At 55.5% G+C, this 22,209-nt stretch carries 23 protein-coding genes; 15 read left to right on the top strand and 8 right to left on the bottom strand.

Annotation, left to right across the window (positions count from 1 at the left end):
• Positions 1-37: 37 nt before the first annotated feature.
• The 5 genes from EYR88_RS12595 (at position 38) to EYR88_RS12575 (ending at position 5,104) form a co-directional block, all read left to right on the top strand.
• Positions 38-589 carry a 1,4-alpha-glucan branching protein gene (locus EYR88_RS12595; protein WP_131090107.1) on the top strand — a complete coding sequence of 184 codons (552 nt, stop codon included), beginning with the start codon at positions 38-40 and terminating at the stop codon, positions 587-589.
• 84 nt (positions 590-673) lie between these two features.
• Positions 674-970 (top strand): Asp-tRNA(Asn)/Glu-tRNA(Gln) amidotransferase subunit GatC, encoded by a 297-nt coding sequence (gene gatC / locus EYR88_RS12590; protein WP_022875011.1) that lies wholly within the window; start codon positions 674-676, stop codon positions 968-970.
• Between the two features lie 4 nt (positions 971-974).
• Entirely contained in the window at positions 975-2,513 is a 1,539-nt protein-coding gene (gatA, locus tag EYR88_RS12585; RefSeq protein ID WP_131090106.1) for an Asp-tRNA(Asn)/Glu-tRNA(Gln) amidotransferase subunit GatA, read from the top strand.
• Positions 2,514-2,518: 5 nt separating this feature from the next.
• Positions 2,519-4,027 carry an Asp-tRNA(Asn)/Glu-tRNA(Gln) amidotransferase subunit GatB gene (gene gatB / locus EYR88_RS12580; protein WP_131090105.1) on the top strand — a complete coding sequence of 503 codons (1,509 nt, stop codon included), beginning with the start codon at positions 2,519-2,521 and terminating at the stop codon, positions 4,025-4,027.
• Between the two features lie 144 nt (positions 4,028-4,171).
• Complete coding sequence (locus tag EYR88_RS12575; protein WP_131090104.1) at positions 4,172-5,104, top strand: hypothetical protein; 933 nt, start codon at positions 4,172-4,174, stop codon at positions 5,102-5,104.
• A gap of 1,008 nt (positions 5,105-6,112) precedes the next feature.
• Here EYR88_RS12575 and EYR88_RS12565 read toward each other — a convergent pair.
• Positions 6,113-7,060 (bottom strand): helix-turn-helix domain-containing protein, encoded by a 948-nt coding sequence (locus EYR88_RS12565; RefSeq protein WP_131090103.1) that lies wholly within the window; start codon positions 7,058-7,060, stop codon positions 6,113-6,115.
• A 70-nt stretch (positions 7,061-7,130) separates the two neighbouring features.
• Between EYR88_RS12565 and EYR88_RS12560 the strand changes: the two genes are divergently transcribed.
• A complete protein-coding gene (locus tag EYR88_RS12560) occupies positions 7,131-7,706 on the top strand; it encodes a cysteine hydrolase family protein (protein WP_131090102.1) in 576 nt (191 codons plus the stop codon).
• Between the two features lie 90 nt (positions 7,707-7,796).
• A complete protein-coding gene (locus tag EYR88_RS12555) occupies positions 7,797-8,336 on the top strand; it encodes a GNAT family protein (RefSeq protein ID WP_131090101.1) in 540 nt (179 codons plus the stop codon).
• Positions 8,337-8,353: 17 nt separating this feature from the next.
• Here the strand turns inward: EYR88_RS12555 and EYR88_RS12550 are convergent, their stop codons facing one another.
• Together EYR88_RS12550 and EYR88_RS12545 are read right to left on the bottom strand one after the other, a co-directional pair.
• Positions 8,354-8,827: a DUF664 domain-containing protein gene (locus EYR88_RS12550; RefSeq protein WP_131090100.1), complete on the bottom strand. Its 474-nt coding sequence runs from the start codon at positions 8,825-8,827 to the stop codon at positions 8,354-8,356.
• A gap of 170 nt (positions 8,828-8,997) precedes the next feature.
• Entirely contained in the window at positions 8,998-10,062 is a 1,065-nt protein-coding gene (locus tag EYR88_RS12545) for a hypothetical protein (protein WP_207306523.1), read from the bottom strand.
• A gap of 230 nt (positions 10,063-10,292) precedes the next feature.
• Between EYR88_RS12545 and EYR88_RS12540 the strand changes: the two genes are divergently transcribed.
• Positions 10,293-10,910 (top strand): TetR family transcriptional regulator, encoded by a 618-nt coding sequence (locus EYR88_RS12540; RefSeq protein ID WP_131090099.1) that lies wholly within the window; start codon positions 10,293-10,295, stop codon positions 10,908-10,910.
• Between the two features lie 5 nt (positions 10,911-10,915).
• Here EYR88_RS12540 and EYR88_RS12535 read toward each other — a convergent pair whose 3' ends face one another.
• Positions 10,916-11,482 carry a HutD family protein gene (locus EYR88_RS12535; protein WP_131090098.1) on the bottom strand — a complete coding sequence of 189 codons (567 nt, stop codon included), beginning with the start codon at positions 11,480-11,482 and terminating at the stop codon, positions 10,916-10,918.
• A gap of 160 nt (positions 11,483-11,642) precedes the next feature.
• Between EYR88_RS12535 and EYR88_RS12530 the strand changes: the two genes are divergently transcribed.
• Complete coding sequence (locus tag EYR88_RS12530; RefSeq protein ID WP_131090097.1) at positions 11,643-12,575, top strand: aminoglycoside phosphotransferase family protein; 933 nt, start codon at positions 11,643-11,645, stop codon at positions 12,573-12,575.
• Positions 12,576-12,608: 33 nt separating this feature from the next.
• On the top strand, positions 12,609-13,235 hold the full coding sequence (locus tag EYR88_RS12525) for a maleylpyruvate isomerase N-terminal domain-containing protein (RefSeq protein ID WP_131090096.1): 627 nt from the start codon (positions 12,609-12,611) through the stop codon (positions 13,233-13,235).
• A gap of 38 nt (positions 13,236-13,273) precedes the next feature.
• Here EYR88_RS12525 and EYR88_RS12520 read toward each other — a convergent pair whose 3' ends face one another.
• Positions 13,274-13,951 carry an HAD family phosphatase gene (locus EYR88_RS12520; RefSeq protein WP_242632576.1) on the bottom strand — a complete coding sequence of 226 codons (678 nt, stop codon included), beginning with the start codon at positions 13,949-13,951 and terminating at the stop codon, positions 13,274-13,276.
• A 29-nt stretch (positions 13,952-13,980) separates the two neighbouring features.
• Positions 13,981-14,427 carry a MarR family transcriptional regulator gene (locus tag EYR88_RS12515; protein ID WP_131090094.1) on the bottom strand — a complete coding sequence of 149 codons (447 nt, stop codon included), beginning with the start codon at positions 14,425-14,427 and terminating at the stop codon, positions 13,981-13,983.
• Positions 14,428-14,540: 113 nt separating this feature from the next.
• Here EYR88_RS12515 and EYR88_RS12510 point away from each other — a divergent pair, with 113 nt between their 5' ends.
• Both EYR88_RS12510 and EYR88_RS12505 read left to right on the top strand, forming a co-directional pair.
• Positions 14,541-15,722: an MFS transporter gene (locus tag EYR88_RS12510; RefSeq protein WP_131090093.1), complete on the top strand. Its 1,182-nt coding sequence runs from the start codon at positions 14,541-14,543 to the stop codon at positions 15,720-15,722.
• Between the two features lie 45 nt (positions 15,723-15,767).
• Entirely contained in the window at positions 15,768-16,598 is an 831-nt protein-coding gene (locus tag EYR88_RS12505) for an aldo/keto reductase (RefSeq protein ID WP_131090092.1), read from the top strand.
• Positions 16,599-16,901: 303 nt separating this feature from the next.
• Here EYR88_RS12505 and EYR88_RS12500 read toward each other — a convergent pair whose 3' ends face one another.
• Positions 16,902-17,162, bottom strand: coding sequence for a hypothetical protein (locus EYR88_RS12500; RefSeq protein WP_165477358.1), 261 nt, complete (start codon positions 17,160-17,162; stop codon positions 16,902-16,904).
• A gap of 507 nt (positions 17,163-17,669) precedes the next feature.
• Positions 17,670-18,575 (bottom strand): LysR family transcriptional regulator, encoded by a 906-nt coding sequence (locus tag EYR88_RS12495; RefSeq protein ID WP_131090090.1) that lies wholly within the window; start codon positions 18,573-18,575, stop codon positions 17,670-17,672.
• A gap of 134 nt (positions 18,576-18,709) precedes the next feature.
• On the opposite strand from EYR88_RS12495, the gene tdh reads away from it, so the two are divergent.
• The 3 genes from tdh (at position 18,710) to EYR88_RS12480 (ending at position 22,088) form a co-directional block, all read left to right on the top strand.
• On the top strand, positions 18,710-19,762 hold the full coding sequence (tdh, locus tag EYR88_RS12490) for an L-threonine 3-dehydrogenase (protein WP_131090089.1): 1,053 nt from the start codon (positions 18,710-18,712) through the stop codon (positions 19,760-19,762).
• A 31-nt stretch (positions 19,763-19,793) separates the two neighbouring features.
• Positions 19,794-20,993: a glycine C-acetyltransferase gene (locus tag EYR88_RS12485; protein ID WP_131090088.1), complete on the top strand. Its 1,200-nt coding sequence runs from the start codon at positions 19,794-19,796 to the stop codon at positions 20,991-20,993.
• Between the two features lie 69 nt (positions 20,994-21,062).
• Positions 21,063-22,088 (top strand): LacI family DNA-binding transcriptional regulator, encoded by a 1,026-nt coding sequence (locus EYR88_RS12480; RefSeq protein ID WP_131090087.1) that lies wholly within the window; start codon positions 21,063-21,065, stop codon positions 22,086-22,088.
• Positions 22,089-22,209: the final 121 nt, after the last annotated feature.

The raw sequence follows: 22,209 nt of genomic DNA, 5'->3' as shown, positions 1-22,209 counted from the left end.
ACTTGTGTCGCAATGATGCAATTGACAGACTAAGCGCATGGGAATTGTCTACAACACCAGTATGTCGCCAACCAAAAACGAGTTGGTTTCCGCTTGGCTGCCCAAGCAGAACTTCTATACGGGTAAAGGCACCCCAAAACTTCAGCACATCGGCGGTTTCCGCTTAGAAGACCCGCAAGGTGAAGTTGGGATAGAACTACGTATCTACGCGGACCATTCGGACACTTCTGACGTGGTTGACCACCTGCCGCTCACCTACCGTGGTGCACCCTTGCCCGGGGGAGAAAAGCATCTGATCGGCATCAGCGAGCACGCCATTTTAGGTCCGCGCTACATTTACGATGCTGCCGGCGACCCGGTCTTTGCCGCCCAAGCGCGTCAATTGCTCGCTGGCAAGACCGCACCCCAGCACCATAGTGAGTCATTCACCGATGATCCACGGATCAAGGTCAACGGCAACCCTGCGGGCAAAGAGGCCGCGATCATCCGCAAGCCAGTATCCGGCGCTTCCAGCGCTGATGGGGTCATCGGCTACTGGGAGAACGCGCTGGGCCAAGAACTCACTGGTTTGGTATTGCGCACAGCATAACGAACCGGGCACATAAAGGTCTGATGGTCGGCGCGTAAGGGATAGACTTGTCTATGAAACCAAACCGCCATTTAAGGGAGATACATGTCTGCCATCAGCCGTGAGGACGTTGTGCATCTGGCACACCTTGCCCACATCGAGATGAGCGGCGCAGAGCTGGACAAAATGACCGGTGAGCTCGACGCTATCGTCGGTGCCATTGCGTCCGTCAGCGAAGTCGCCTCCTCCGACGTCCCAGCCACCAGCCACCCAATCCCGCTGACCAATGTGTTGCGCGAAGACACGGTGGGGCAGACGCTGAGCATCGACGAAGTTCTGCTCAACGCCCCAGATTCTGATTCGGACCGCTTTAAGGTCCCAGCAATTCTGGACGGTGAATAATTTCATGAACGAACTGATTAAGCTTTCCGGCACCGAGTTGGCCGCCAAGCTGCGCGCTGGCGAAGTCACTTCCGTGCAGGCAGTACAGGCGCACCTGGATCGCATTGCTGAAGTGGACGGCGCGCTCAACGCCTTCCTGCACGTGAACGCCGAAGAGGCGCTCGCCGTAGCAGCAGAAGTTGACGCCATCCGTGCCGCAGGCGGCGCCGACGCAGAAGCACTGCACCCACTGGCCGGCGTGCCCATCGCCATCAAGGACCTGATCGTCACCAAGGGCCAGCCAACCACCGCAGCATCAAAGATGCTCGAAGGCTGGATGAGCCCGTACGACGCAACCGTGATCGAGAAGATCCGTGCTGCCAAGCTGCCAATGCTTGGCAAAACCAACCTCGATGAATTTGCCATGGGTTCCTCCACCGAGCACTCCGCGTACGGTGTGACTCGCAACCCTTGGAACCTGAACCGCATTCCTGGCGGTTCCGGCGGCGGCTCGGCTGCTGCAGTGGCTTCTTTTGAAGCTCCACTGGCACTGGGTACCGACACCGGTGGTTCCATCCGCCAGCCAGGTGCTGTCACCGGCACCGTTGGCGTGAAGCCAACCTATGGCGCGGTATCGCGTTACGGTGCGATCGCTATGGCTTCCTCGCTGGACCAGATCGGCCCGGTATCGCGTACCGTGCTGGACTCGGCTTACCTGCAGGAATTGATCGGCGGACACGATCCGAAGGATTCCACCTCACTGCCAAAGGACCTTGAAGGTCTGGTTGCTGCCGCTGAGGCTGGCGCCACCGGAGACCTGAAGGGGCTGCGTGTTGGTGTCATCAAGGAACTGCAGGGCGAGGGCTACCAGGAAGGCGTGCAGGCACGCTTCAACGAGTCGCTGGAACTGCTCAAGGCTGCCGGCGCAGAAATCGTTGAGGTTTCCTGCCCGAACTTTAAGTACGCGCTGGGCGCCTACTACCTGATCATGCCTTCGGAAGTATCCTCCAACCTGGCCAAGTTCGACGGTGTTCGTTTTGGCAAGCGTGTGCTTCCACAAGAGGGTCCGATGACCATCGAGCGGGTTATGGGTTCCACCCGTGCCGCTGGTTTTGGCGATGAGGTTAAGCGCCGCATCATCCTAGGTACCTACGCACTGAGCGCCGGCTACTACGACGCCTACTACGGTTCAGCGCAGAAGGTCCGCACCCTGATTCAGCGTGACTTTGACGCCGCGTTTGAGCAGGCTGACGTACTGATTTCGCCAACCGCTCCAACCGTAGCTTTTGAGCTGGGCGCCAACGACAATGACCCGCTGGCCATGTACCTCAACGACGTGGCAACCATCCCGGCTAACCTCGCTGGCATCCCAGGCATCACCGTGCCTGGCGGCCTGTCCGAGAACCTGCCGGTAGGCATCCAGTTCCTGGCTCCGGCCTTCCAAGACGCACGTCTGTACCGTGCCGGCGCCGCACTGGAAACCCTGCTGGAAAAGCAGTGGGGTCAGTCGCTGATCTCGCAGGCACCAGCCATTGACACCGCTTCGATCGCGCAGGAGGCCTAGAGATCATGAGCAACTACACCGATGAATTGGTCGACTTCGACGAAGCACTGGATCGCTACGATCCGGTACTGGGCTTTGAGGTCCACGTCGAGCTGAACACCAAGACCAAGATGTTCTCCGACGCACCTAACGCCTTTGGCGATGCGCCGAACACCAACGTCACCCCGGTAGACCTGGGCCTGCCCGGCGTACTGCCAGTGGTCAACAAGACCGCCGTCGAGTACTCCATCCTGATCGGCCTGGCACTGAACTGCCAGATCGCCGAGAAGTGCGGCTTTGCCCGGAAGAACTACTTCTACCCGGACACTCCAAAGAACTTCCAGACCTCCCAGTTCGAAGATCCAATTGCCTACGACGGCTACCTGGACGTTGAGCTGGAAGATGGCGAAATCTTCCGCGTTGAGATTGAACGTGCCCACATGGAAGAAGACGCCGGCAAGCTGACCCACATGGGTGGCGCAACCGGTCGTATTCAGGGTGCTGACTACTCGCTGGTGGACTACAACCGTTCAGGTGTGCCACTGGTCGAGATCGTCACCAAGCCAATTACTGGTGCTGGCAAGCGCGCACCAGAACTGGCCAAGGCCTACGTGGCTGCAGTGCGCGAAATCGTGAAGAACCTGGGTGTTTCGGACGCCAAGATGGAACGCGGCAACGTACGTTGCGACGCCAACGTTTCGCTGATGCCCAAGGGCGCCGAGAAGTTCGGTACCCGTACCGAAACCAAGAACGTCAATAGCTTGCGCGCCGTTGAGCACGCAGTGCACTTCGAGATCGAGCGTCACGCAGCGGTGCTGGATTCCGGAGCCAAGATCGTTCAGGAAACCCGCCACTGGCATGAAGATACCCGTAGCACCACCTCGGGTCGTCCAAAGTCAGATGCTGATGACTACCGCTACTTCCCAGAGCCTGACCTGGTGCCTATCGTCACCACCGTTGAGTGGATCGAAGAGCTGCGCGGCCGTCTGCCAGAACCACCGGCCGAGCGTCGCAAGCGCCTGAAGGCTGAGTGGGGCTACGCGGACAAGGAATTCCGCGACGTCGTCAACGCCGGTGTGCTCGACGAGATCGAAGCAACCATTGCTGCTGGTGCCTCGGCTGCTGTAGCCCGTAAGTGGTGGATGGGCGAGATCGCTCGTCTGGCCAAGGCTGCGGACAAGGACATCGCTGCTCTGGGCGTTACTCCTGCGACCATCGTTGAACTGAACTCGCTCATTGAGGGCAAGAAGATCAACGATAAGATCGCTCGCCAGGTACTGGAATTTGTCATTGCTGGCGAGGGCTCCCCAAGCGAAATCGTTGACAAGCGCAGCTTGGCTGTAGTGAACGACGATGACGCACTGGGCAAGGCCGTGGATGATGCCATGGCTGCCATGCCTGATGTCGTCGAGAAGATCAAGGGCGGCAAGATGCAGGCCATCGGTGCGCTGATGGGCCCTGTCATGAAGGCTACCCGCGGACAGGCCGACGCCGGCCGCGTTCGTGAAATCGTGATGGAGAAGCTGGGACTCTAGTCCTAACACTTCAGCTAGGTCGTGCTGGCCCCGGAGTTCCCTTTTGGGAAGTCCGGGGCCAGCGTTTTAACCGAAGCCGTAATGATGTCATGTTGATGACTCATGGTTTTATGAGGCATTTTGATATTCGGATAAAATCTGAGCATGATCAATGCATCTCGTGGAGTAAAGATTTTCGGCTTTGTCGCAACTCTGGGCCTACTGCTTGCTGGCTGTAGTTCACCCGATTCTGAGCTGAAGACTACTACGCCCACACTTGTGCCCTCGCCAAGTAAAACGGCGCCTGCGATCAAGTCTCTACGAGATGCAGATCTTGGAAATAAGACTTGGATTGACCCGTTGGCTGCTTCGGAGAAAGACAGCAAAGTAAAGCTTGTTGACTCGAAAGCCAGTGACGAATTCAGCAGTTTTGAGCTTGGCAAGATTGTTTATGCGGATCTGAACTGTGACGGCGTGGACGATGCCGTCGCAGCGTTTACGAGCACTTCCGGCAACGCTTATTGGCAACACTATATTGCGTGGGTAGCTACCAAACAGGGACCTGTTCAGGTTCCCGGCGAGATCGCTTATACGCATAATTGCGGATCAACAGTTCGCAGTGTTGTCCCTGCCAAACGAGGCATCAAAATCACTGAATATCTACGCAGCAACTTCCAAGATACTGCGTGTTCTGAAAATGGCCCGCTGAAGCAGGAACGAACGGTAGGCGTCCAAAAGTTTGCTGGCGATGACCAGTACCATCTTGTGCGTACGGACCAGCCTGGGGGATATGGCGGTTACTGTCATCCGGAGGCAAAGGGTGAGACTATCGCGGTTTCAATCCCGATTTATTCTGCCCCGAATGCCAAGAGCAAGATGCCTCTGAAGCCTCAAGCAATGATGGGCTACATGGCCGGACCAGATGCTGTCGGTGAAGTAACTGAAGATGGACAGTGGTCACTAGGCTCCGTGATGATCAGGGATGAACAAGCGGAATCGGGCATGCAGGCTCGTTGCGCCTGGATACCAACGACCAAGAACCCACTGCATACTGACGGTCAAGCGGTGTTGGGTGAAAACGGGAAACCAGTCGGGTAGTGCGTTACTCCGGCATGTTGTCCGGTCCGCACTAAAACGATTGTTTGACGGCTTGGATATGGTCCCCGGAGCTAAGCTCCACTCCAAATGGAGCACATGCGACTGCCAATAATGAACGACGATTGATCGAGTGATCTGGTTATTTAGCGCAAGCTAGGGTGTGTAATACAAGAATACCTCCAGTATTTTACTGGAGGTATTTATGGAACAAATGCGAACTACAGTTTGTCATCAGTTGGAGTGCGTGAGGTCAATGAGGCTCTGGTAAGGGATCGCTCGACGAGGAGCGACGAAATGAGCAAGACGCCGGCACCGGAAATCCAAGGAACAAAGCCCAGTACTTCTGTGTAGTCATTGAATAACCAACGCGTGATGGCGAAAGTCAGGAACGATATTCCTAGACACACCAGAAGCGAACCCCATTTGGCCTTTTCGCTGACACCGTTCCAAAGTGGCACCGATTCGTTTTTGGATTTACCGTCTAACCCTAGCCAAGCCAGCAAAAGCCCCACGTTCCCTTCAGCATGAGCGGCACCAAGCTTCAACGCGGTGCAAATGGTATTTTCTAGTCGGCTTTAACACTATGCTCACGTCAAGTGATTTTCTATAGTCCTTTTGGATGAGTGGAGCCACCTGTAAGGAAAAATGTCATCTGCTCGTCGGCGAAACGTGAATTGATCGAGCTCAAGCGTTCGCTGAGCATCAATATTTGGCATTCCAGATATCGCAGACGCGTCTGTGCATCGTAGTGCCCTTGAAGGTCTGAGCCCGGTGGTGCGACATCGACAAACCGATCATCGTCTCTTTCGCCCGCCTGCGGGGAAACCACGAACCGTGCATGTTCACGTGTGTGAGACTGGATCAAAGTGGGAACAAGATCATATGGCGTTTCGAGACCGACTCAGAACAGAGGCAACTTTGGTCATTGCTACGTAAATCTGAAACTGGGATTGGCCAAGAGCGTTGGAAGCGACCGCCTTGCCTATACGAGCAGAAAGTCTCAGTTCATCAAGGACGTGGTTGACGGAACGTCGATGCGTGACTGGTTGGTGTGATCCCCAGCCTGGCGGTGAAGTGCTTTCGTAGTAGATCGTCTGATGCGAAGCCGACGTCGCGAGCTATGGCACCAACCGACAAGCCAGTTTGTTCAAGAAGCCGTTGAGCCTCTTGCACTCGTAGATCATTGAGCCATCTGACCGGTGTTGTTCCTACAGTGGCAGAGAACCAACGGTGAAAAGTCCGGGGAGACATTGCGCAAATTGCTGAGAGATCTTTGACGCTCCACGGTCGTTGAAGATCTGCTCTAACCTCAAAATGCAGGTTTTCGACTGATGGCGCTGAGCTTGTTGGAGTGTTCGTATCCGCGTATTGAGCTTGAGTACCCGGCCTAAAAACTGGGGTGACCATAGCCTTTGCAACAGTCTCTGCGGCGCTGGTTCCCCAGTCCAGACGAACCAATTGCAATAAGAGATCAACTCCAGCGGTGACACCGGCCGAAGTCCATACTTTGTCTTCGCCGCAATATAAATCGCGCGCTTTGACGTGAATTCTTGGGTAGCGTCGGACTAGTTCATCGGCATAACGCCAGTGCGTCGTTGCCTGTCGTCCATCAAGAAGTCCGGCGGCAGCCAGCGTGAATGCCCCGGTGCATAACGATGCTACAAGAACGCCGGCTGATGCGGCCCGTGCAACCGTTGAAACTTCCCGAGCATCAAGTTCCGCGAGTGGGTCCTCACTTCCAGGAACCACAAGCATGTCGAGCTCCTCCACCGTATCCAGACCATGGGTGCGGCGTATCGAGTGGAGCGGATCAAGATCAGTGATTGCCCTGGCGGCAAGGATTCGCACCGTCGGCCGAGGGAGCCCTCGATCCGAGCGGTCATCGTACACCTCGCGCACAACCGCAAGATCAAACGCACGGCGTCCCGGGCCAACTAAGATTCCCACAATGGTCATGGCGCAATCTTATCGAACACTGTCATTCCTGCCACTGGTTGAGTCCTTTGAACACTGGTGAACTAGAGACATGATTAGAAATGAAAAGACAGCATTGATTGTGGTTGATATGCAGCATGGTTTTTACGATGCCTCATGGGGTCCAACGATCAATTACCCCGCATGCGAGAACAACGTTGAGCAACTGCTAAAGGCTTGGTCCTCAAAGCAAATGCCGATAGTCATAGTTAGGCACGATAGTCGAAATTCGGATTCGCCCTTGTACGTCCAAGGGCCCGGAAATGAACTTCAAGAATCGGTGCAGGCAGTCATCCCTGATCTATTGGTGTCCAAAACGGTGAACTCATCATTCTATGGTGCTCCGGATTTGGAACAGTGGCTTAGAGCTAGGCAGATCAATCAGATTGTGGTCTGTGGAATCCAAACCAACTTTTGTGTAGAAACGACCGCTCGCATGGGAGGCAATCTTGGGTTCGATGTCATCGTGCCGCTCGACGCTACCCGAACTTTTGATCTGGCAGGACCCGATGGCACCGTAATTTCGGCAGCCACTCTCATGCAGGTTACGGCGACGAATCTGCATGGAGGTGGCTTTGCTAAGGTGGTTTCCACGCAGGACGTCTTGAGTTCATTGACAGAGGTATGACATGACAGTGGCCATTTTCTAGAGCGAGATTGACACCTGCATTCATGAATAGGGTAATCAAGACCGACATGGTTTGTGTAGGCTGGCGCCATGAAGATCTCGTTTACGTCGATGGGACCGGAAGACAGCAACGCCATCGTCACGTTTTTATCTACCAACAACTTCCCGTTCCACGTTCGTCGAGAATGGACAGAAGTGGAGTTAACAGGGGTAGTCGATGGCGGAAGATATTGGAACAACGAGAGCCAGGGTTTTTGGATCATTGGCGACGGCGAATGCCTCGGAATGGCAGTGCTGGAAGACCTGGAAGACGACACCCCAATGTTTGACCTGCGCTTGGCGGGGACTTATCGGGGATTAGGTCTGGGTGTCCTAGTGCTGAAGGAATTAACCGACAAGGTTTTTAATGACCACCCTGAGACTCTGCGATTCGAGGGCCAAACCAGAGAAGACAATCTTGCGATGCGTAAAACTTTCGTTAAAGCAGGTTTCCTCAAGGAGGCCCACTACCGGATGAGTTGGCCCGCCGATGACGGTACAAGAATGGCGTCAGTCGCCTACGCAATTCTCCGTCAGGACTGGGAGAGTGGTGAAACTACCCGGTTCGACTGGAACGACTTGCAAGTCTGACTTCGCTGATCAAGATCTCATTTAGCGGGGTGGCACAAGAAATCACGAGTGATTTCTAGATGGCCCAGGTGTTGGCAAAGCTCTTTGTGCACATGCATGAGGACGCCTTCGCAGGTGGCCATCCAATATTCGACATCACGACCCGGTGGCATAACGGCGGGAGGCTGCTGTAACTCGGTGCGCGAGATATCTGCAACGAATGCTGTTCGGGCTTCGGAAGCCAACATCAACGCTTCCGCCTTCACCATTTTTGCGTTGAACTCAGCGTCTCGGTCGCGGGGGACTGCGATGCCGAGGTTGACCGTTGAAGACCAGCGACGCGTCATGCCACAACAGTGCAACAAGATTTGCACCGGCGAATTGCTGCCTTCGATAGGCAAGCATCTATTGATCAATTCCTCCGGAATGTCATCGACAGTTTTATAGAGCTGGTCAAACTTTTCAAGGATAAGTTGAACGAGAATTTGTTCGCTGGCTGCCGATGAACTCATGCCATGATTCTAGACCGGATCCTGAGGACAGTTCCTTATCTGGATAGGTAAGCGACTAGTCCAGAGTCTACTTCTAGAGCACGGCGGATCAGATCCGTCCGTGCTCTTGAAAAGTGTTCTATTGAGAAGCACGTCAACTGGGCCATCAACAAGTTGACGGCCCAGCTAAATTAGGAAGCGTGCTTCCCAGCATGGGCTGTTTCCAGCGTGCTTTCTGGCATGTGCATTGATTCTTTGGCACGGAAATGCCCAATCAAAGTTAATACGACACCGAGCAAGACCCATGCGCCAAGAGTCCACCACTGACCAGCGGTAGAAGCTTCAGGGAAGTAGCTCAGCGATCGAATGAGTGATCCGGAAGCGCCTGGGACCAGATGCTGTCCGATCGCACCCCATGGGGCAGCCAAGAATTGCCACGGCATGGTTGCACCCGACAGGGGATTGCCGATAAACATCGTCAGTACGGCGCCGATTCCGATACCTGCCCGGCTAATCAGTGAGGTGCAGCCAACGATGAAGGATGCGGTTGCCATCATTGTCAGTCCCATGGCCAGGGAATTCATCAAGAATTCACCCTGAAGGTACTGGAACCAGGTCTGCATAATGAACGCGATAACGAGCCCTGCGAAAATTGCAAAGCTAGCTACGGCGACCAAACGCCGCACTGGGCCGGTGATCAGCAATGAAATAAGTACGCCGCCAATCATGCCGCCGATGGCCATCGGGAAGGACGCTGAAGCAAGCCCGGAACCATTTGGATCATGCTCGGAGAAGGGGACCACTGGGGTGACCGCGACCTTCACGGACGCTGGGTCGCCGCCAGCTTTAGCTACTTGCTGTGACACCTGAGCCTGCAACTGGGTAGCTACGCCAGTTAGCATCTGAGCTGATACCGGGCTTGCTGCGGGAGCAGTCAAAACCTCAGGAACTTCGGTGCCTGAACCCAGGACGATGGCTCCGTACGTTTGCTGGGATTCAATTTGGTCCACGGCATCCGCGCGATCTTGTGCCGTGACGAACTCAAAGGTATTGCTCTCGCCCATGGCACTTTGGAGAGCGGATACTTTGGCCTGATCGCCTGAAATGCTGACCGGCAGATTTTCTGCCTGCGCGGTTTTGCCGGGCCAGAGGAAGGCGAGCACAACCACTGCCAGCACGAGTGAGGCTAGGGCTCCGATGACCACCGCGACTGGCCATTTTGTATGTGGTGTTGGGGTGGTTGCTTGGGATGTCATGGCTGACTCCTCCGTTGATTTCAGCACGAGGGCGGGCAGTGGCAGAAAGGTAAAATCTGCGACCGACGGTCTTCTTGAGGGAAGTTTTATGGCGGAGAGTGGCTTTCGCCGAGAACTGTTGGGTCTCGAATGGGCTTCTCCACGCAGAGTCAGATTTTCGAGATGTCATGGCTCTTGATCATTAACTCTACACCTGAGGAATTCCTCAGGTGTAGAAGTATACTGGAAATATGAGTGATCAAGACGAGCAGCCCCTCCATAAGCGCCCCACTGGACGCCGTTCCGGTGACAGTGGCACGAAGGAAGCAATTCTGGATGCTGCGCGAGAACTGTTTTCGCAGAGGGGTTATGACTCGACGTCAATTAGAACTATTGCCACGTCAGCCGGTGTTGACCCCGCACTGATTCGCCACTTCTATGGGGACAAGGCGACCCTATTTGCGACAACCTTGACTGAGCACACAACCATCCCACAGCGACTAGGAAATGCCTTTCTTGGTGATCCTGCCCATATAGGTTCCCGAGTGGTCGATACCTACCTTCACCTTTGGGAAGAAGAGGAAACTCGCCACATCATGTTGGCACTAGTTCGGTCCGCTTCCACTTCAAATAGCGCGGTGGATATGCTCAAGACGGTCCTCGGATCACGAATGCGGGGCGTTCCGCAGCTCTCCGAAGCTGATCCGGATCAAAGTAAGCGAGTTGCCCTGGCCGCCGCTCACATGCTCGGCATTGGCTTCACCCGCTATGTCATCCAACTCCCGGACATTTCCTCGCGGACTCATGAGGAGATCGTCGCTGAGGTCGGCCCGACCATCCAAAGGTACTTGACCGGGACGCATCGCTAACGAGTTCAGGCCTCGGAGTCACTGACCTTGGCTAAAGGGGTGAAGGCCACCAGATAAAAATGACCCGCGGTGGTGACCTGCGATTCTGCGGGAACTATGAGTGCATCCAGCCGAGCCAGAGGCTCGCCGTCAGCCCGGCAATACTCATCTTGTGCAACAAGGATTTTCCCTTCCCCACTTGTTGCCCTGAGGCTGGCAGCGCCGATAGTCGACACCTTGGCCTCCCACTTTTCGCCGACGAACATAAGGTTGAGGGCCAAGAATCCAGTGCCAAGTGGCGCAACTGAAACTTCATCTTCACCAGCGAACGCTACCTGTTCACCTGCGTGAAGACGATGGGCTTGGCCACCAATATTCAAGTCGATCTCGCCAGGGCCTAGGGCGACCTGAATCCGCTGGATTCCAGGGTATTGGCTATAGGGCTGAGCCTGAGAAATTTCCGCTACGCTAACTTTCCACGACCACGCCCCACGGGCATCTGAATCGCTAAGGACAGTGCGCGATACGCCCTTGCCGTTCTTCCACGGCTGTGCCGAAAGATCTGCGTAGCGAACGACGGGCAGTGCCTGCATAGAGGTCAGCTTCCTCAATAATCTAAGTGGCTTTTGATCATCATTTTGCCATCAGGGTCGGCTCCCAAATCAATTCTTGACGGCAGGCCGGTCCCAATTCTGAGTTCGCTTCGAGGAGTCAGAGTACGGTCCATTCCAAGCGAAAGATTAGTATTGAGCGATGAGCAACCCGCCAGCTAAGAAGTCCGTCATGCCCGAGGCAGAAGTCGCCATCGATCTGGCAATGGTTCGAGGGCTGATAGCAACGCAAGCGCCACAGTGGGCTCATGAAGAAATCAGCTATCTTGCCACCGGTTGGGACAACGAGGTTTATCGTCTCGGAGATTCCCTGCTGATCCGTTTACCCCGAAGACAAATGGGGGAGGGGATCGGCGTCAAAGAGCGCCGTTGGCTTCCGCAATTGGCAAAGGACACCGGGGTGGATATTGGCCTAGCGATCTTTGAAGGTCAGCCGACTGACAGCTACCCCTTTACCTTTTCGATTTGCCGCTACGTTCCTGGAAATAGCGCAGCTCAACTCAAACGCCAAGATCGCGATGAATACGCGGAAGTATTTTCTGAACTGTTGCGAGCTCTGCATCAACCCGCCAGCTCGCCGGAACCGCGAAGCGAATTTCGTGGTTGTGCCTTGACGCTGGTTGATGCGCGGACTCATGAGCAAATTTCAAACTTGGATGCCGCATTGCAAGCTGATGCTTTGGCAATTTGGCAGGATGCCTTGGAGGCGGAGAACTATGAAGATGCCCCAGTATGGCTGCATGGTGACCCGCATCCATACAACACCGTTGTTGGTCACGAGTTGCCACATCCGTCAGTCTGTCTCGTTGATTACGGGGACTTGTGTGTTGGCGACCCGGCCTCGGATCTAGGTATGTTCTGGATGCATTTCACGCCTGTGGGCATTAGTCGTGCGTTCGAGAGTTACGGCATTGAAGCTGGCAGTCCAACGTGGAAACGAGCGCGTGGTTGGGGACTTCGATATGCCATGCTGACCGCAGATCTTGGCGCCGATGATCTTCTGGGCATAGTCGGACGCGAGAGCCTGGGAGTACTCCTTGGCAGCTCAGACCGTAAGCTGAGTTCAAGCAACTGAGCACTGTCGGGTCTGGTCAGCGAGAGGATCACCATGGATCTCGAGAAAAATCCGAGCATAGCGGCACGTTTATGTCTCAAATCCCACGCGGAATTATTGCAGCATGTGGCTGGCCTCAGCGAGGCGGAAATGCGGCAGAACAGTAATTTGCCTGATTGGTCGGTGGGCCACGTGTTGACGCATCTTGCGCGAAATGCCGATGCACATGCACGTCGTATGGACGGGGCCTTGAACGGTGAGGATGTTCCCAAATACGCGAACGGTCCAGAGCAACGGCGTCAGGAAATTGAGGACGGTGCGAAGGACTCAGCAGCTGAAATCTTGGCTGACCTGGAATCGAGTGTTCGCCGTTTAGATGGAATTCTTGAGCAAAGCGAACAGGCTGGCTGGCCCAACTCCGATTTCATGGGAGGTGGGCACTATGGGGTTGGTGGTTGCCCGGCTCACCGCCTACGCGAAGTACAAATGCACCTTGTTGATCTTGGGCTGGGATATACGCCAAGCCAGTGGAACGAAGACTACGTAGCGTGGGATCTTGGCAATCTACTGGACACCGTTCCCGAACGATTGGCGAGCCCGCAAGCGCGTGTCGAGCTAGTTGCCTGGTTGGCTGGGCGCGGTCCGTTAGGAAAGGGCTTTGCTTTGGAGCCCTGGGGCTGACCAGTTCCTCCCCGACGACTATCGGGTTCTTTCCTCAGCTAGGCCTGGGTAAGAAGTGATGGCAACTGATCCATGTGCATGAACACCTCGGTAGCGCCGGCACCCAGGAGTTTCTCCTTAGTGCTGCTGATCGGTCCACCGGGGCAGTATCCAAAGACCGTGGCTCCGGCCGCAACGCCGGCGGTCACTCCGGTAACGGTATCCTCAACCACGGCTGCCTGAGTCGGATCAATCTCCAGTCCAGCGGCGGCAGCCAAGTAGACATCGGGGGCCGGTTTACTGTGCGCATATTCCATGCCGCTATAAACGTGACTGCCGAAGCAAGAAGCCATCCCGGTAATCGACAGCTGCATCTCGACCTTGCCTCGGTCTGCTCCCGTGGCGCACGCGATCTTGTTTTTATACACGCGTGAAATCAGCTGCACTGCGTTCAAGGCGCCAGGCACGGCTTGCAGGTTTGAGCGCAACGCGACATCTCTACGTTCCCTGAACTGGCTGATCCACTGCTCATCAATACGCACGCCAGTGTGAGTCAGGATTGGTTCCCACTGGTCCTTCAGGGCTTTGCCGATGAAGATGCTGATGCATTCTTCTTGGCTAATGTTCCATCCAAGCTCGATGAGCATCTGTCGGAGAACTGCGTTGGTGATGGACTCAGAATCAACGAGTACACCGTCGCAGTCAAAGAGGACGGCAGAGAATTTTGGACGCAACAAGCTACCCCTTCTACACAATGGGCGATCGACTAGGCCAGTGAGAACTCGTGAAGAATGCGGGCCAAAGGTGCCAGCTCGGGCTGTTCTTCGGCTTGCTTCAGGATGCGTTCTAGCGTGGCATCGTGGATGGGCTTGGCCTTCTGATACAGCTCATGGCCCAACGGGGTCAGCTCGGTGTAGATCCCGCGGCGATCGTCGGCGCACAATACGCGTGAGAGCAGGTTCCGATCTTCTAGCCGGGTGACTAGTCGGGTGGTGGCGCTGGGGCTTAATGCAGTGGCGCGAGCAAGCTGCGCCATGCGCATATGCCAACCATCCTGCCGGTTCAAAGCGTCCAACAATGTGTACTCGACCACAGACAGGCCAACCTCAGTGGTGAGATCTTTTTCTAGTGCGGCATCGATTAATCCGTGCAATGACGCCAATGTACGCCATCCTCGTGCCCGGATTTCTACCGCATCATCTGCGATTCCCATGGCTTCCTCCAAATTACTTGCTTGCGCTGGTTAGTTGCGCGTGCAACGATAGTATTCATCGCGCAATAACAAGCGTGTGCAACTATTTTTTCTAGTGTATCAGGAGTAACGCTATGCCGCTCGGCCTCCTTGCGTTGGCTATCGGTGCTTTTGGCATCGGGCTTACTGAATTTGTCATCATGGGCTTGCTGCCAGACGTAGCCACCGACTTCGCAGTCAGCGAGGCCGCTGCAGGCTGGCTCATTTCCGGTTATGCACTCAGCGTGGTTGTCGGAGCCTTGGGCCTGACCGCCGCCACCGTTCGGCTTCCACGCAAGCCGGTACTGGTCGGTTTGCTGGTTCTCTTCATCATCGGCAACTCGCTCACCGCACTGGCAGGCACCTACGAAGTGGCCATGATTGGCCGCATCATCGCCGCCCTTTGTCACGGAGCATTCTTCGGCATCGGTTCAGTAGTAGCCTCCGACATGGTCCCAGCCAATAAGAAGGCAGGCGCCATTGCCATCATGTTCACCGGCCTGACCGCCGCTAACGTGCTTGGTGTTCCATTCGGCACCCTGCTGGGTCAGCACTCCGGCTGGCGCTCAACCTTCTGGGCTATTTCCGCTATTGGTGTTCTTGCATTGATTGGCATCCTCGTCTTGGTTCCAGCAATCAAGCACGCAGCAGAAGGAATCTCACTGCGACGCGAACTTGGTGCCTTCACCTCTTTGCAGGTCTGGCTATCTTTGGGCGTCACCATCCTGGGCTACGGCGGAATGTTTGGTGCTTTCACCTACATCGCTTACACCCTGACCGAAATCACCGGCTTCAACGAAACCACCGTGCCATGGTTGCTGATGCTCTTCGGCGTTGGCCTCTTTGTGGGTAACTGGATCGGTGGCCGCATGGCCGATAAGAGCATCGACCGCACCTTGCTCTTCTTCATCGCAGCCCTGCTCGTTGTGCTTGTGGTCTTCGGCTTCTTGGCAAGCAACCAGATCGCAACCATCGTTGCCTTGCTACTCATGGGTGGTTTCGGTTTTGGTACCGTTCCTGGTCTGCAAAGCCGCATCATGCAGTACGCCGGCAACGCTCCAACCTTGGCATCAGGTGCCAACATCGGTGCCTTCAACGTGGGTAACGCACTAGGTGCTTGGGCCGGTGGCCTGGGTATCGCTGCAGGCTTGGGTTACACCTCGCCGATCTGGATCGGCGCGATCATCACCTTCGCCGCATTGGTCCTCGTGCTTGTTGCTATGGGCCTGGCCAAGAAGTCTTCGGCAGCAGCACCCGAGCTAGTTCCAGCTAGCTAATCCAAAATTTTCACAAGTCCCTCAAGTAATTTCAAGGAGTTAGATATGACTACCGCAATCCCAACCGTCACCCTGAACAACGGCGTAGAAATGCCACAGGTCGGCTTTGGTGTCTTCCAGGTACCGAACGATGAAACCACCACCGCCGTGGCAGCGGCACTGAAGGCTGGCTACCGCAGCATCGATACCGCTGCGATCTATGGCAACGAAGAGGGCGTCGGCAAGGCATTGGCACAGTCCGGCATTGCCCGTGACGAACTGTTCATCACCTCCAAGCTCTGGATCGCAGAGATGGGATACGAGCAGACCATCGCCGGGCTCGAAGCTAGCCTTGAGCGCTTGGGCCTGGACTACCTAGACCTGTTCTTGATTCACTGGCCAGCTCCAGAAAAGGAACTGTACGTTGAGACCTGGAAGGCTCTTGAGAAGTTGTACGCCGACAAGAGGATCCGCGCCATCGGTGTTTCGAACTTCCAGCCTGAGCACCTGAACAAGCTGATTGCACAAGGAACTATCGTTCCAGCTGTAAATCAGGTTGAGCTTCACCCTGCATTGCAGAATCGTGAAGTGATTGCCGCTAACGCTGAGAACGGTATCGTCACCGAGGCTTGGAGCCCACTGGCTCAGGGCGCAATGCTCACCGACGAAACCATCTTGGCAATTGCCGAGGCTCACCAGATTAGCGCCGCGCAGGTCGTCTTGCGCTGGCACCTACAGCAGGGACGCGTCATCATCCCTAAGTCGGTCACCGAATCACGCATCATCGCCAACCTTGACCTGTTTGGTTTTGAACTGACCAGCGAAGAATTGGCAAGCATTGATGCACTAGACCGCGACGGTCGTACCGGTCCTAACCCGGACACCTTCAACGGCTAATTTGCAGATGCCAACAGGGATACTGCCCGCGCACAATCGCGGGCAGCATCCCTGTTTAATCCGGAATTCAGCTACCTCGCCGACTCGCGCCCACTAATCATGGGTGGAAGGGCTTGGTAAGAAACGCATCGACGCGCGCTATGTGCAGCACAGGAAGGGTTGAGCGCCGAATTTAGGACGATAAGATTTGTGTCCCCTTGTCTGGAATGGCATTGACGTCAGACAACTCAATGCGGTGCGCTGTGCATTGCTTCCAACTTTAATTGATCGTCATCAACTCCACGTGCCACCCGAAGTCGTGGGCTACTTAGTACGGACCAAAGCGTTGACTGCATCAACGATGGTCGCGTCGGGGTGCTGCCGACGATATTCCTTCATGTCTTTAGGATTGAGTTCTCGCGCGTCGGCGGTGACTTCCTGGTTCGCATCAATGGACCAGCCCCAATACAGGATCGCCCAGCCGGCAATGATGCCCCCAATAAGCATGTTGTCGAAAACTATCATTAGTGTGCCTGCCGCGATGGCCAGAAGTAGTAACACGATGTTTCTAGTCGATTTTTTCATAGAGACCTCTTCACTTATGGGCATGCTTTTTGGATTTTTGCGACCCCGACCAGCTCTGCGACCATTCCGCCGAGCGCACCGCCCAAAGCCTGCCGTGTCTATTCATCGCCTTGTAACAGGACTTCCTCTGGGACCTGATCGATGGCGCGAAGGGGTCCTACGATTTGCTGTCGTTCGTTTTGCTGAGTCCATCGAATTCATCGTCTTCTCAGTCATCCCGGGCCTTACGGCGTGAGCGCTTCCCGACACACCTATCGCAAGTGCTCAAGTGCTGAAGCGACAAAAAGGCTGTCGCGTTTCCAAGGTGTTTGCCGGTAGACATGCAAAATACTTGATGGACCTCATTTGAGATTTTTACAGTTGTGCACTGACCAACCTATACTTTCTAAATCCATCTTGTAAATCATACTTTTTTAGGAGGGGGAGCTCACTGTCCTCATCTTTTGAATCACGCTCCCAATGGATCGCTTGAGTGCGGGCCTTGTGTGTTCGAGGCGTCAGGCCTTGCTAACCAATAACCAACCGCTGAACCGCTTCTCGAATCGCTTCAATGACATCTTTGACGGTGCTTCGGTGCAGATGTTCGGCCCGCAGTAGAAGGTCGATTTGTCTACCGGAATCTAAACCTTTGATTGGTCGTAAAGTCACCGACGGATCGATGGTTTTACGCACGGTGAATCGTGGCAGAATCCCAAGGCAATCACCGGCTTCTACCAGCGCAGCGGCAGTTGCGTAGTCATTCACGCGGTGCTCAATTCGAGGCGCCTTGCCCGCCAGGGCCGCAATGGTCTCCAGGACATCGGCGGGGGAGTATCCCGGACGAGAAACTACCCAACGTTCATTGATAACCTGCGCGGGAGAAAGCTGATCAAACTTGGCTAGCGGATGATCTTGATGGATGGCAATATCCAAAGGTTCAAATGCCAACGGTATGACCTTGATTCGATCTTCTGGCCAAGGCGCGGTGTGGGGCATGCGGTGGGCAAGAACCAAATCGTAGGTTGAGGTAAGCGCAGGAAAATCTTGTTGCGAAACGTCCTCATCGCAAAAGTGCAGCGGTGGCAGTTGTCCTTGCGGAACGGTGAGCAACGGGGCAAACACTGTCTGCCCGATCGAGTGGAATCCAGCGATGCGAATGGGGACGTCTCGGTCTTGATCAACCGTACGAATTTGCGCATTAGCTTCGGCCAAGGTCGAAGCCACAGTAGCGGCAGCCGCAGCTAATAATTTCCCTTCGGCGGTCAGCACCAGCCGACGGCCTTCCTTCTGCGTCAGGGGTGCCGGAAACCCGCGCTGCAACTGAGCCAGGTGCTGAGAAACTGCAGAGGGAGAGACAAAAAGTGCCTTTGCTACAGCATTGACGCTACCCAGATCCGCGAGTTCGCGCAGAATCCGTAGCTGATGTAATTCCATGAAGTAAATGCTAAAGCAATAGATCAGTAGATCGATCTTCTTCTAATATGTTTTCCGTGCGAGTTGAGTGCGACACTTGAAGCAAGACCGTCCGTCGAGTGCACATCCCGACGGCCATCGCCAAAGGATCATGCATGAAAGCACTGTACAAATCAGGCCCCCACGCAGGACTGGAACTTGTGGACCGCCCCGAGCCAGAAGTCGGCGTCCACGACGTCAAAATCCGCGTGATGACCACCGGTATTTGCGGCACCGACCTGCATATCGAAGCCTACGATGACGCTGCCAAAGCGATGATCAATACGCCGCTGGTGCCAGGTCACGAGTTCTACGGCGAAGTTGTTGACACTGGATCCTTTGTCCACGGCGTCAAAGTGGGAGACCGCGTATCAGGTGAAGGCCACGTGGTCTGCGGAATCTGTCGCAACTGTCGTGCCGGACGCAAGCAGATGTGCATCAACGTGGACTCGGTTGGCGTGCAACGCGATGGCGCCTTTGCCGAATATGTGGTGATCCCCGAAAGCAACGTTTACATTCACCGCGACGAACGCATCACCCCATTGCTCGGCGCAATCTTTGATCCTTTTGGCAACGCGGTACACACCGCGCTGCAATTCCCGATGGTTGGCGAAGACGTACTGATCACCGGCGCTGGACCCATCGGTCTGATGTCCGCCGCGGTAGCCCGCCATGTGGGTGCACGCAAGATCGCCATCACCGATATCGCAGATCAACGACTCGAGCTGGCCCAATCCATGGGTGTGGACCTGACAGTAAACGTAGGAACCACTCGAATCGGCCAAGCACAGCGTGATTTGGGCATGGTCGAGGGCTTTGACTACGGCATGGAAATGTCCGGACACGCAAGCGCCTTGCCAGAAATGATCGAGAACATGAATCACGGCGGCAAGATCTGCATGCTCGGTTTGCCTAGTTCTTCCATTGATATCAACTGGGGCAAGGTGGTCACCCACATGCTCACGCTTAGAGGCATCTATGGCCGCGAAATGTTCGAAACCTGGTACGCCATGAGCGCCATGCTCACCAGCTCCGAAGTTATGCGCGAACGCATCTCCTCGGTAGTCACGGACTTTGTTCCGGCTACCGAATGGCAGCAGGGCTTCGAAGCAGCCCGGGGCGGCCACGGCGGCAAAGTCGTTCTCGACTGGACTGTTTTCGCTAGCTAAGCACAACTCGCATCAACAAGGAGCACCACCCATGTACACCGACCTTAAAGACCAGCTCAGCACCGAGCTTGAAGAGCTAAAGACCTCCGGGCTATTCAAAGCCGAACGCCACATTGACTCCGCACAGTCCGCCTCCATTCTGGCCGGTTCCTTGGACACCGATGCCCGTAAGGTACTGAATTTCTGCGCGAATAACTACCTAGGTCTAGCCGATAACGCCCAGATCATTCAGGCCGCAAAAACCGCCATGGACGAGCGCGGCTTCGGCATGGCCTCGGTCCGCTTCATCTGTGGCACCCAAGATGGGCACTTGGAACTGGAAGCCAAGCTCTCACAGTTCCTGGGCACCGAAGACACCATCTTGTTCTCCAGCTGCTTTGATGCCAACGGTGGCGTTTTTGAATCCCTCTTTGGCAAGGAAGACGCCATCATTTCCGATGCGCTGAACCACGCCTCGATTATTGATGGCATCCGTCTGTCCAAGGCCGCCCGATTCCGCTATGCCAACCGCGATATGGCCGATCTGGAAACCCAGTTACAGGCCGCCGCGCAGCTCAACGACGGACAAGGCGCACGGCGCACCATCATTGTCACCGACGGTGTGTTCTCCATGGACGGCTACCTTGCACCACTAGAAGCCATCTGCGATTTGGCCGACAGATACAACGCTCTGGTGATGGTTGATGACTCCCACGCGGTGGGCTTCATGGGCGCAACCGGCGCTGGCACCCCGGAACATGCTGGGGTCTCTGACCGGGTGGATATCTACACCGGTACTTTTGGCAAAGCCCTTGGTGGAGCTTCCGGCGGTTACGTCTCAGGACGCGGTGAAATCGTGGCAATGCTGCGCCAAAAGGCCCGTCCTTACCTGTTCTCCAATTCTTTGGCTCCCTCAATTGTTGCCGCCACGATCAAAGCCCTGGAACTGGTAGTGGACTCCGGGGAACTGCGCGAAAAGCTGTTCGAAAATGCAGCACACTTCCGCCGTCGGATGAGCGAAGAGGGCTTCGAACTGCTCGACGGTGAACATGCGATCATCCCGGTAATGTTCGGCGATGCAATCAAGGCCGCCGACGTGGCAGCCAAGATGCTCGAACGCGGCGTATTTGTCACGGCCTTTAGCTACCCCGTAGTGCCTAAGGGAGCTGCACGCATTCGTGTTCAGCTCTCTGCCGCCCACTCTGCGCAGGATATTGAAGCCTGCGTTCAGGCATTTATCGCCAGCCGCTGAACCGGTACAACGCCCGCCGACGTGTTTCAATAGGAACTACGTGTCAGCACAACCAAAGGCGGAGGACTAATGGCTACAAGGGACGACGTGGCGCGCCTAGCCGGAGTTTCTCCCAGTACCGTGTCCTACGCGATCAGTGGCCGGCGAACTATTTCCGATGCGACCAAAGCCAAAGTTCTGGCAGCCATGCGGGAGCTAAACTATACCCCGGATGCTTTTGCCCAGGGCTTGGCTGGGTCGCGTCGTGGCATCCTGGCTTTGCACTTTCCCACCAGTGTTGACGGCTATTCCTCCACCGAGTTCGAGTACGTCTCCGCGGCCATGGAACGTGCCCGTGCGCTGGGTTATCACATGCTGCTCTGGTCCAATCCCACGACCGATGTGATGGGCTTGGAGAGTTTGGTCGGCCAAAAGCTGGTCGCCGGTGTGCTGCTTATGGAGGTCTCGGTCAACGATCCGCGCTTTGATGTCCTGCGTCGGGCCAAGATCCCATTTGCTTCCATTGGCCGTCCCGATGACAGCGAAGATCTGTCCTATGTCGACAATAATTTTGCCGAAGCCGGACGCATCGCGGTGGATTACCTAGCCGATCTCGGTCACCAATCGATCATGTACATCAACGTGTCTGTGGAAGATCAACAAGCCGGCAACGGCCCGGCCATCCGTACCGCTCGAGCCATCGCCCAAGCAGCGGCGGCGCGAAATATTCCGATGCTTGAAGTCCCGGTGGAGAACAACGCTCGCGGTGGCCGCGAAGCGCTGGAAACCTACCTGCAATTAGCCTCGCGTCCCACGGCTGTACTGGGTCTGAAAGAGTTCGCCACCGCTGGCTTCGTGAACGCCGCAGGTATGGCCTCCTTGCAAATTCCGCAGGACCTTTCGGTCATCGCGTTGGGCGTGAGCGGTCGATCAGCCGAGATGGTTGCTCCTGCCTTGACCACAGTGGCACCCCCTGGCGAACGTATCTCCCAGAAGGCCGTTGATGCACTGGTGCAAGGGATTGAAGCCCGGGTTCCTCAAGTCATTCAAGAGCTAGTCTCCCCAGAAATGGCTGTCCGTCAAAGCTCCGGCCCGGCTCCCAAACCAAAGTCATAATCTACTTTCTGCTGTGCATTTAAGCGCAAGTGTTGACGCGCGTCGATGATCTACGTCACTATAAGAGAGATCATTCGCGCCAGGCCGGATTAACGCGCTCGGTGCTACTCAAGGTGGAGGA

It is taken from the genome of Arthrobacter sp. S41, assembly GCF_004320535.1.
Taxonomy (GTDB): Bacteria; Actinomycetota; Actinomycetes; order Actinomycetales; family Micrococcaceae; genus Glutamicibacter.
The sequence above is the reverse complement of the archived record's forward strand: the minus strand, read 5'-3'. Positions and strand labels throughout refer to the sequence as shown.

What these genes read in the sequence shown, in the direction of transcription:
- EYR88_RS12480 (WP_131090087.1), top strand. Translation starts at nt 21,063, where the DNA reads ATGGCTACAAGGGACGACGTGGCGCGCCTAGCCGGAGTTTCTCCCAGT.
- EYR88_RS12555 (WP_131090101.1), top strand. Translation starts at nt 7,797, where the DNA reads ATGAAGATCTCGTTTACGTCGATGGGACCGGAAGACAGCAACGCCATC.
- EYR88_RS12485 (WP_131090088.1), top strand. Translation starts at nt 19,794, where the DNA reads ATGTACACCGACCTTAAAGACCAGCTCAGCACCGAGCTTGAAGAGCTA.
- EYR88_RS12530 (WP_131090097.1), top strand. Translation starts at nt 11,643, where the DNA reads ATGAGCAACCCGCCAGCTAAGAAGTCCGTCATGCCCGAGGCAGAAGTC.
- EYR88_RS12515 (WP_131090094.1), bottom strand. Translation starts at nt 14,427, where the DNA reads ATGGGAATCGCAGATGATGCGGTAGAAATCCGGGCACGAGGATGGCGT.
- EYR88_RS12545 (WP_207306523.1), bottom strand. Translation starts at nt 10,062, where the DNA reads ATGACATCCCAAGCAACCACCCCAACACCACATACAAAATGGCCAGTC.
- EYR88_RS12550 (WP_131090100.1), bottom strand. Translation starts at nt 8,827, where the DNA reads ATGAGTTCATCGGCAGCCAGCGAACAAATTCTCGTTCAACTTATCCTT.
- gatC (WP_022875011.1), top strand. Translation starts at nt 674, where the DNA reads ATGTCTGCCATCAGCCGTGAGGACGTTGTGCATCTGGCACACCTTGCC.
- EYR88_RS12595 (WP_131090107.1), top strand. Translation starts at nt 38, where the DNA reads ATGGGAATTGTCTACAACACCAGTATGTCGCCAACCAAAAACGAGTTG.
- EYR88_RS12525 (WP_131090096.1), top strand. Translation starts at nt 12,609, where the DNA reads ATGGATCTCGAGAAAAATCCGAGCATAGCGGCACGTTTATGTCTCAAA.
- tdh (WP_131090089.1), top strand. Translation starts at nt 18,710, where the DNA reads ATGAAAGCACTGTACAAATCAGGCCCCCACGCAGGACTGGAACTTGTG.
- EYR88_RS12495 (WP_131090090.1), bottom strand. Translation starts at nt 18,575, where the DNA reads ATGGAATTACATCAGCTACGGATTCTGCGCGAACTCGCGGATCTGGGT.
- EYR88_RS12575 (WP_131090104.1), top strand. Translation starts at nt 4,172, where the DNA reads ATGATCAATGCATCTCGTGGAGTAAAGATTTTCGGCTTTGTCGCAACT.
- gatB (WP_131090105.1), top strand. Translation starts at nt 2,519, where the DNA reads ATGAGCAACTACACCGATGAATTGGTCGACTTCGACGAAGCACTGGAT.
- EYR88_RS12560 (WP_131090102.1), top strand. Translation starts at nt 7,131, where the DNA reads ATGATTAGAAATGAAAAGACAGCATTGATTGTGGTTGATATGCAGCAT.
- EYR88_RS12500 (WP_165477358.1), bottom strand. Translation starts at nt 17,162, where the DNA reads ATGAAAAAATCGACTAGAAACATCGTGTTACTACTTCTGGCCATCGCG.
- EYR88_RS12505 (WP_131090092.1), top strand. Translation starts at nt 15,768, where the DNA reads ATGACTACCGCAATCCCAACCGTCACCCTGAACAACGGCGTAGAAATG.
- gatA (WP_131090106.1), top strand. Translation starts at nt 975, where the DNA reads ATGAACGAACTGATTAAGCTTTCCGGCACCGAGTTGGCCGCCAAGCTG.
- EYR88_RS12565 (WP_131090103.1), bottom strand. Translation starts at nt 7,060, where the DNA reads ATGACCATTGTGGGAATCTTAGTTGGCCCGGGACGCCGTGCGTTTGAT.
- EYR88_RS12540 (WP_131090099.1), top strand. Translation starts at nt 10,293, where the DNA reads ATGAGTGATCAAGACGAGCAGCCCCTCCATAAGCGCCCCACTGGACGC.
- EYR88_RS12510 (WP_131090093.1), top strand. Translation starts at nt 14,541, where the DNA reads ATGCCGCTCGGCCTCCTTGCGTTGGCTATCGGTGCTTTTGGCATCGGG.
- EYR88_RS12535 (WP_131090098.1), bottom strand. Translation starts at nt 11,482, where the DNA reads ATGCAGGCACTGCCCGTCGTTCGCTACGCAGATCTTTCGGCACAGCCG.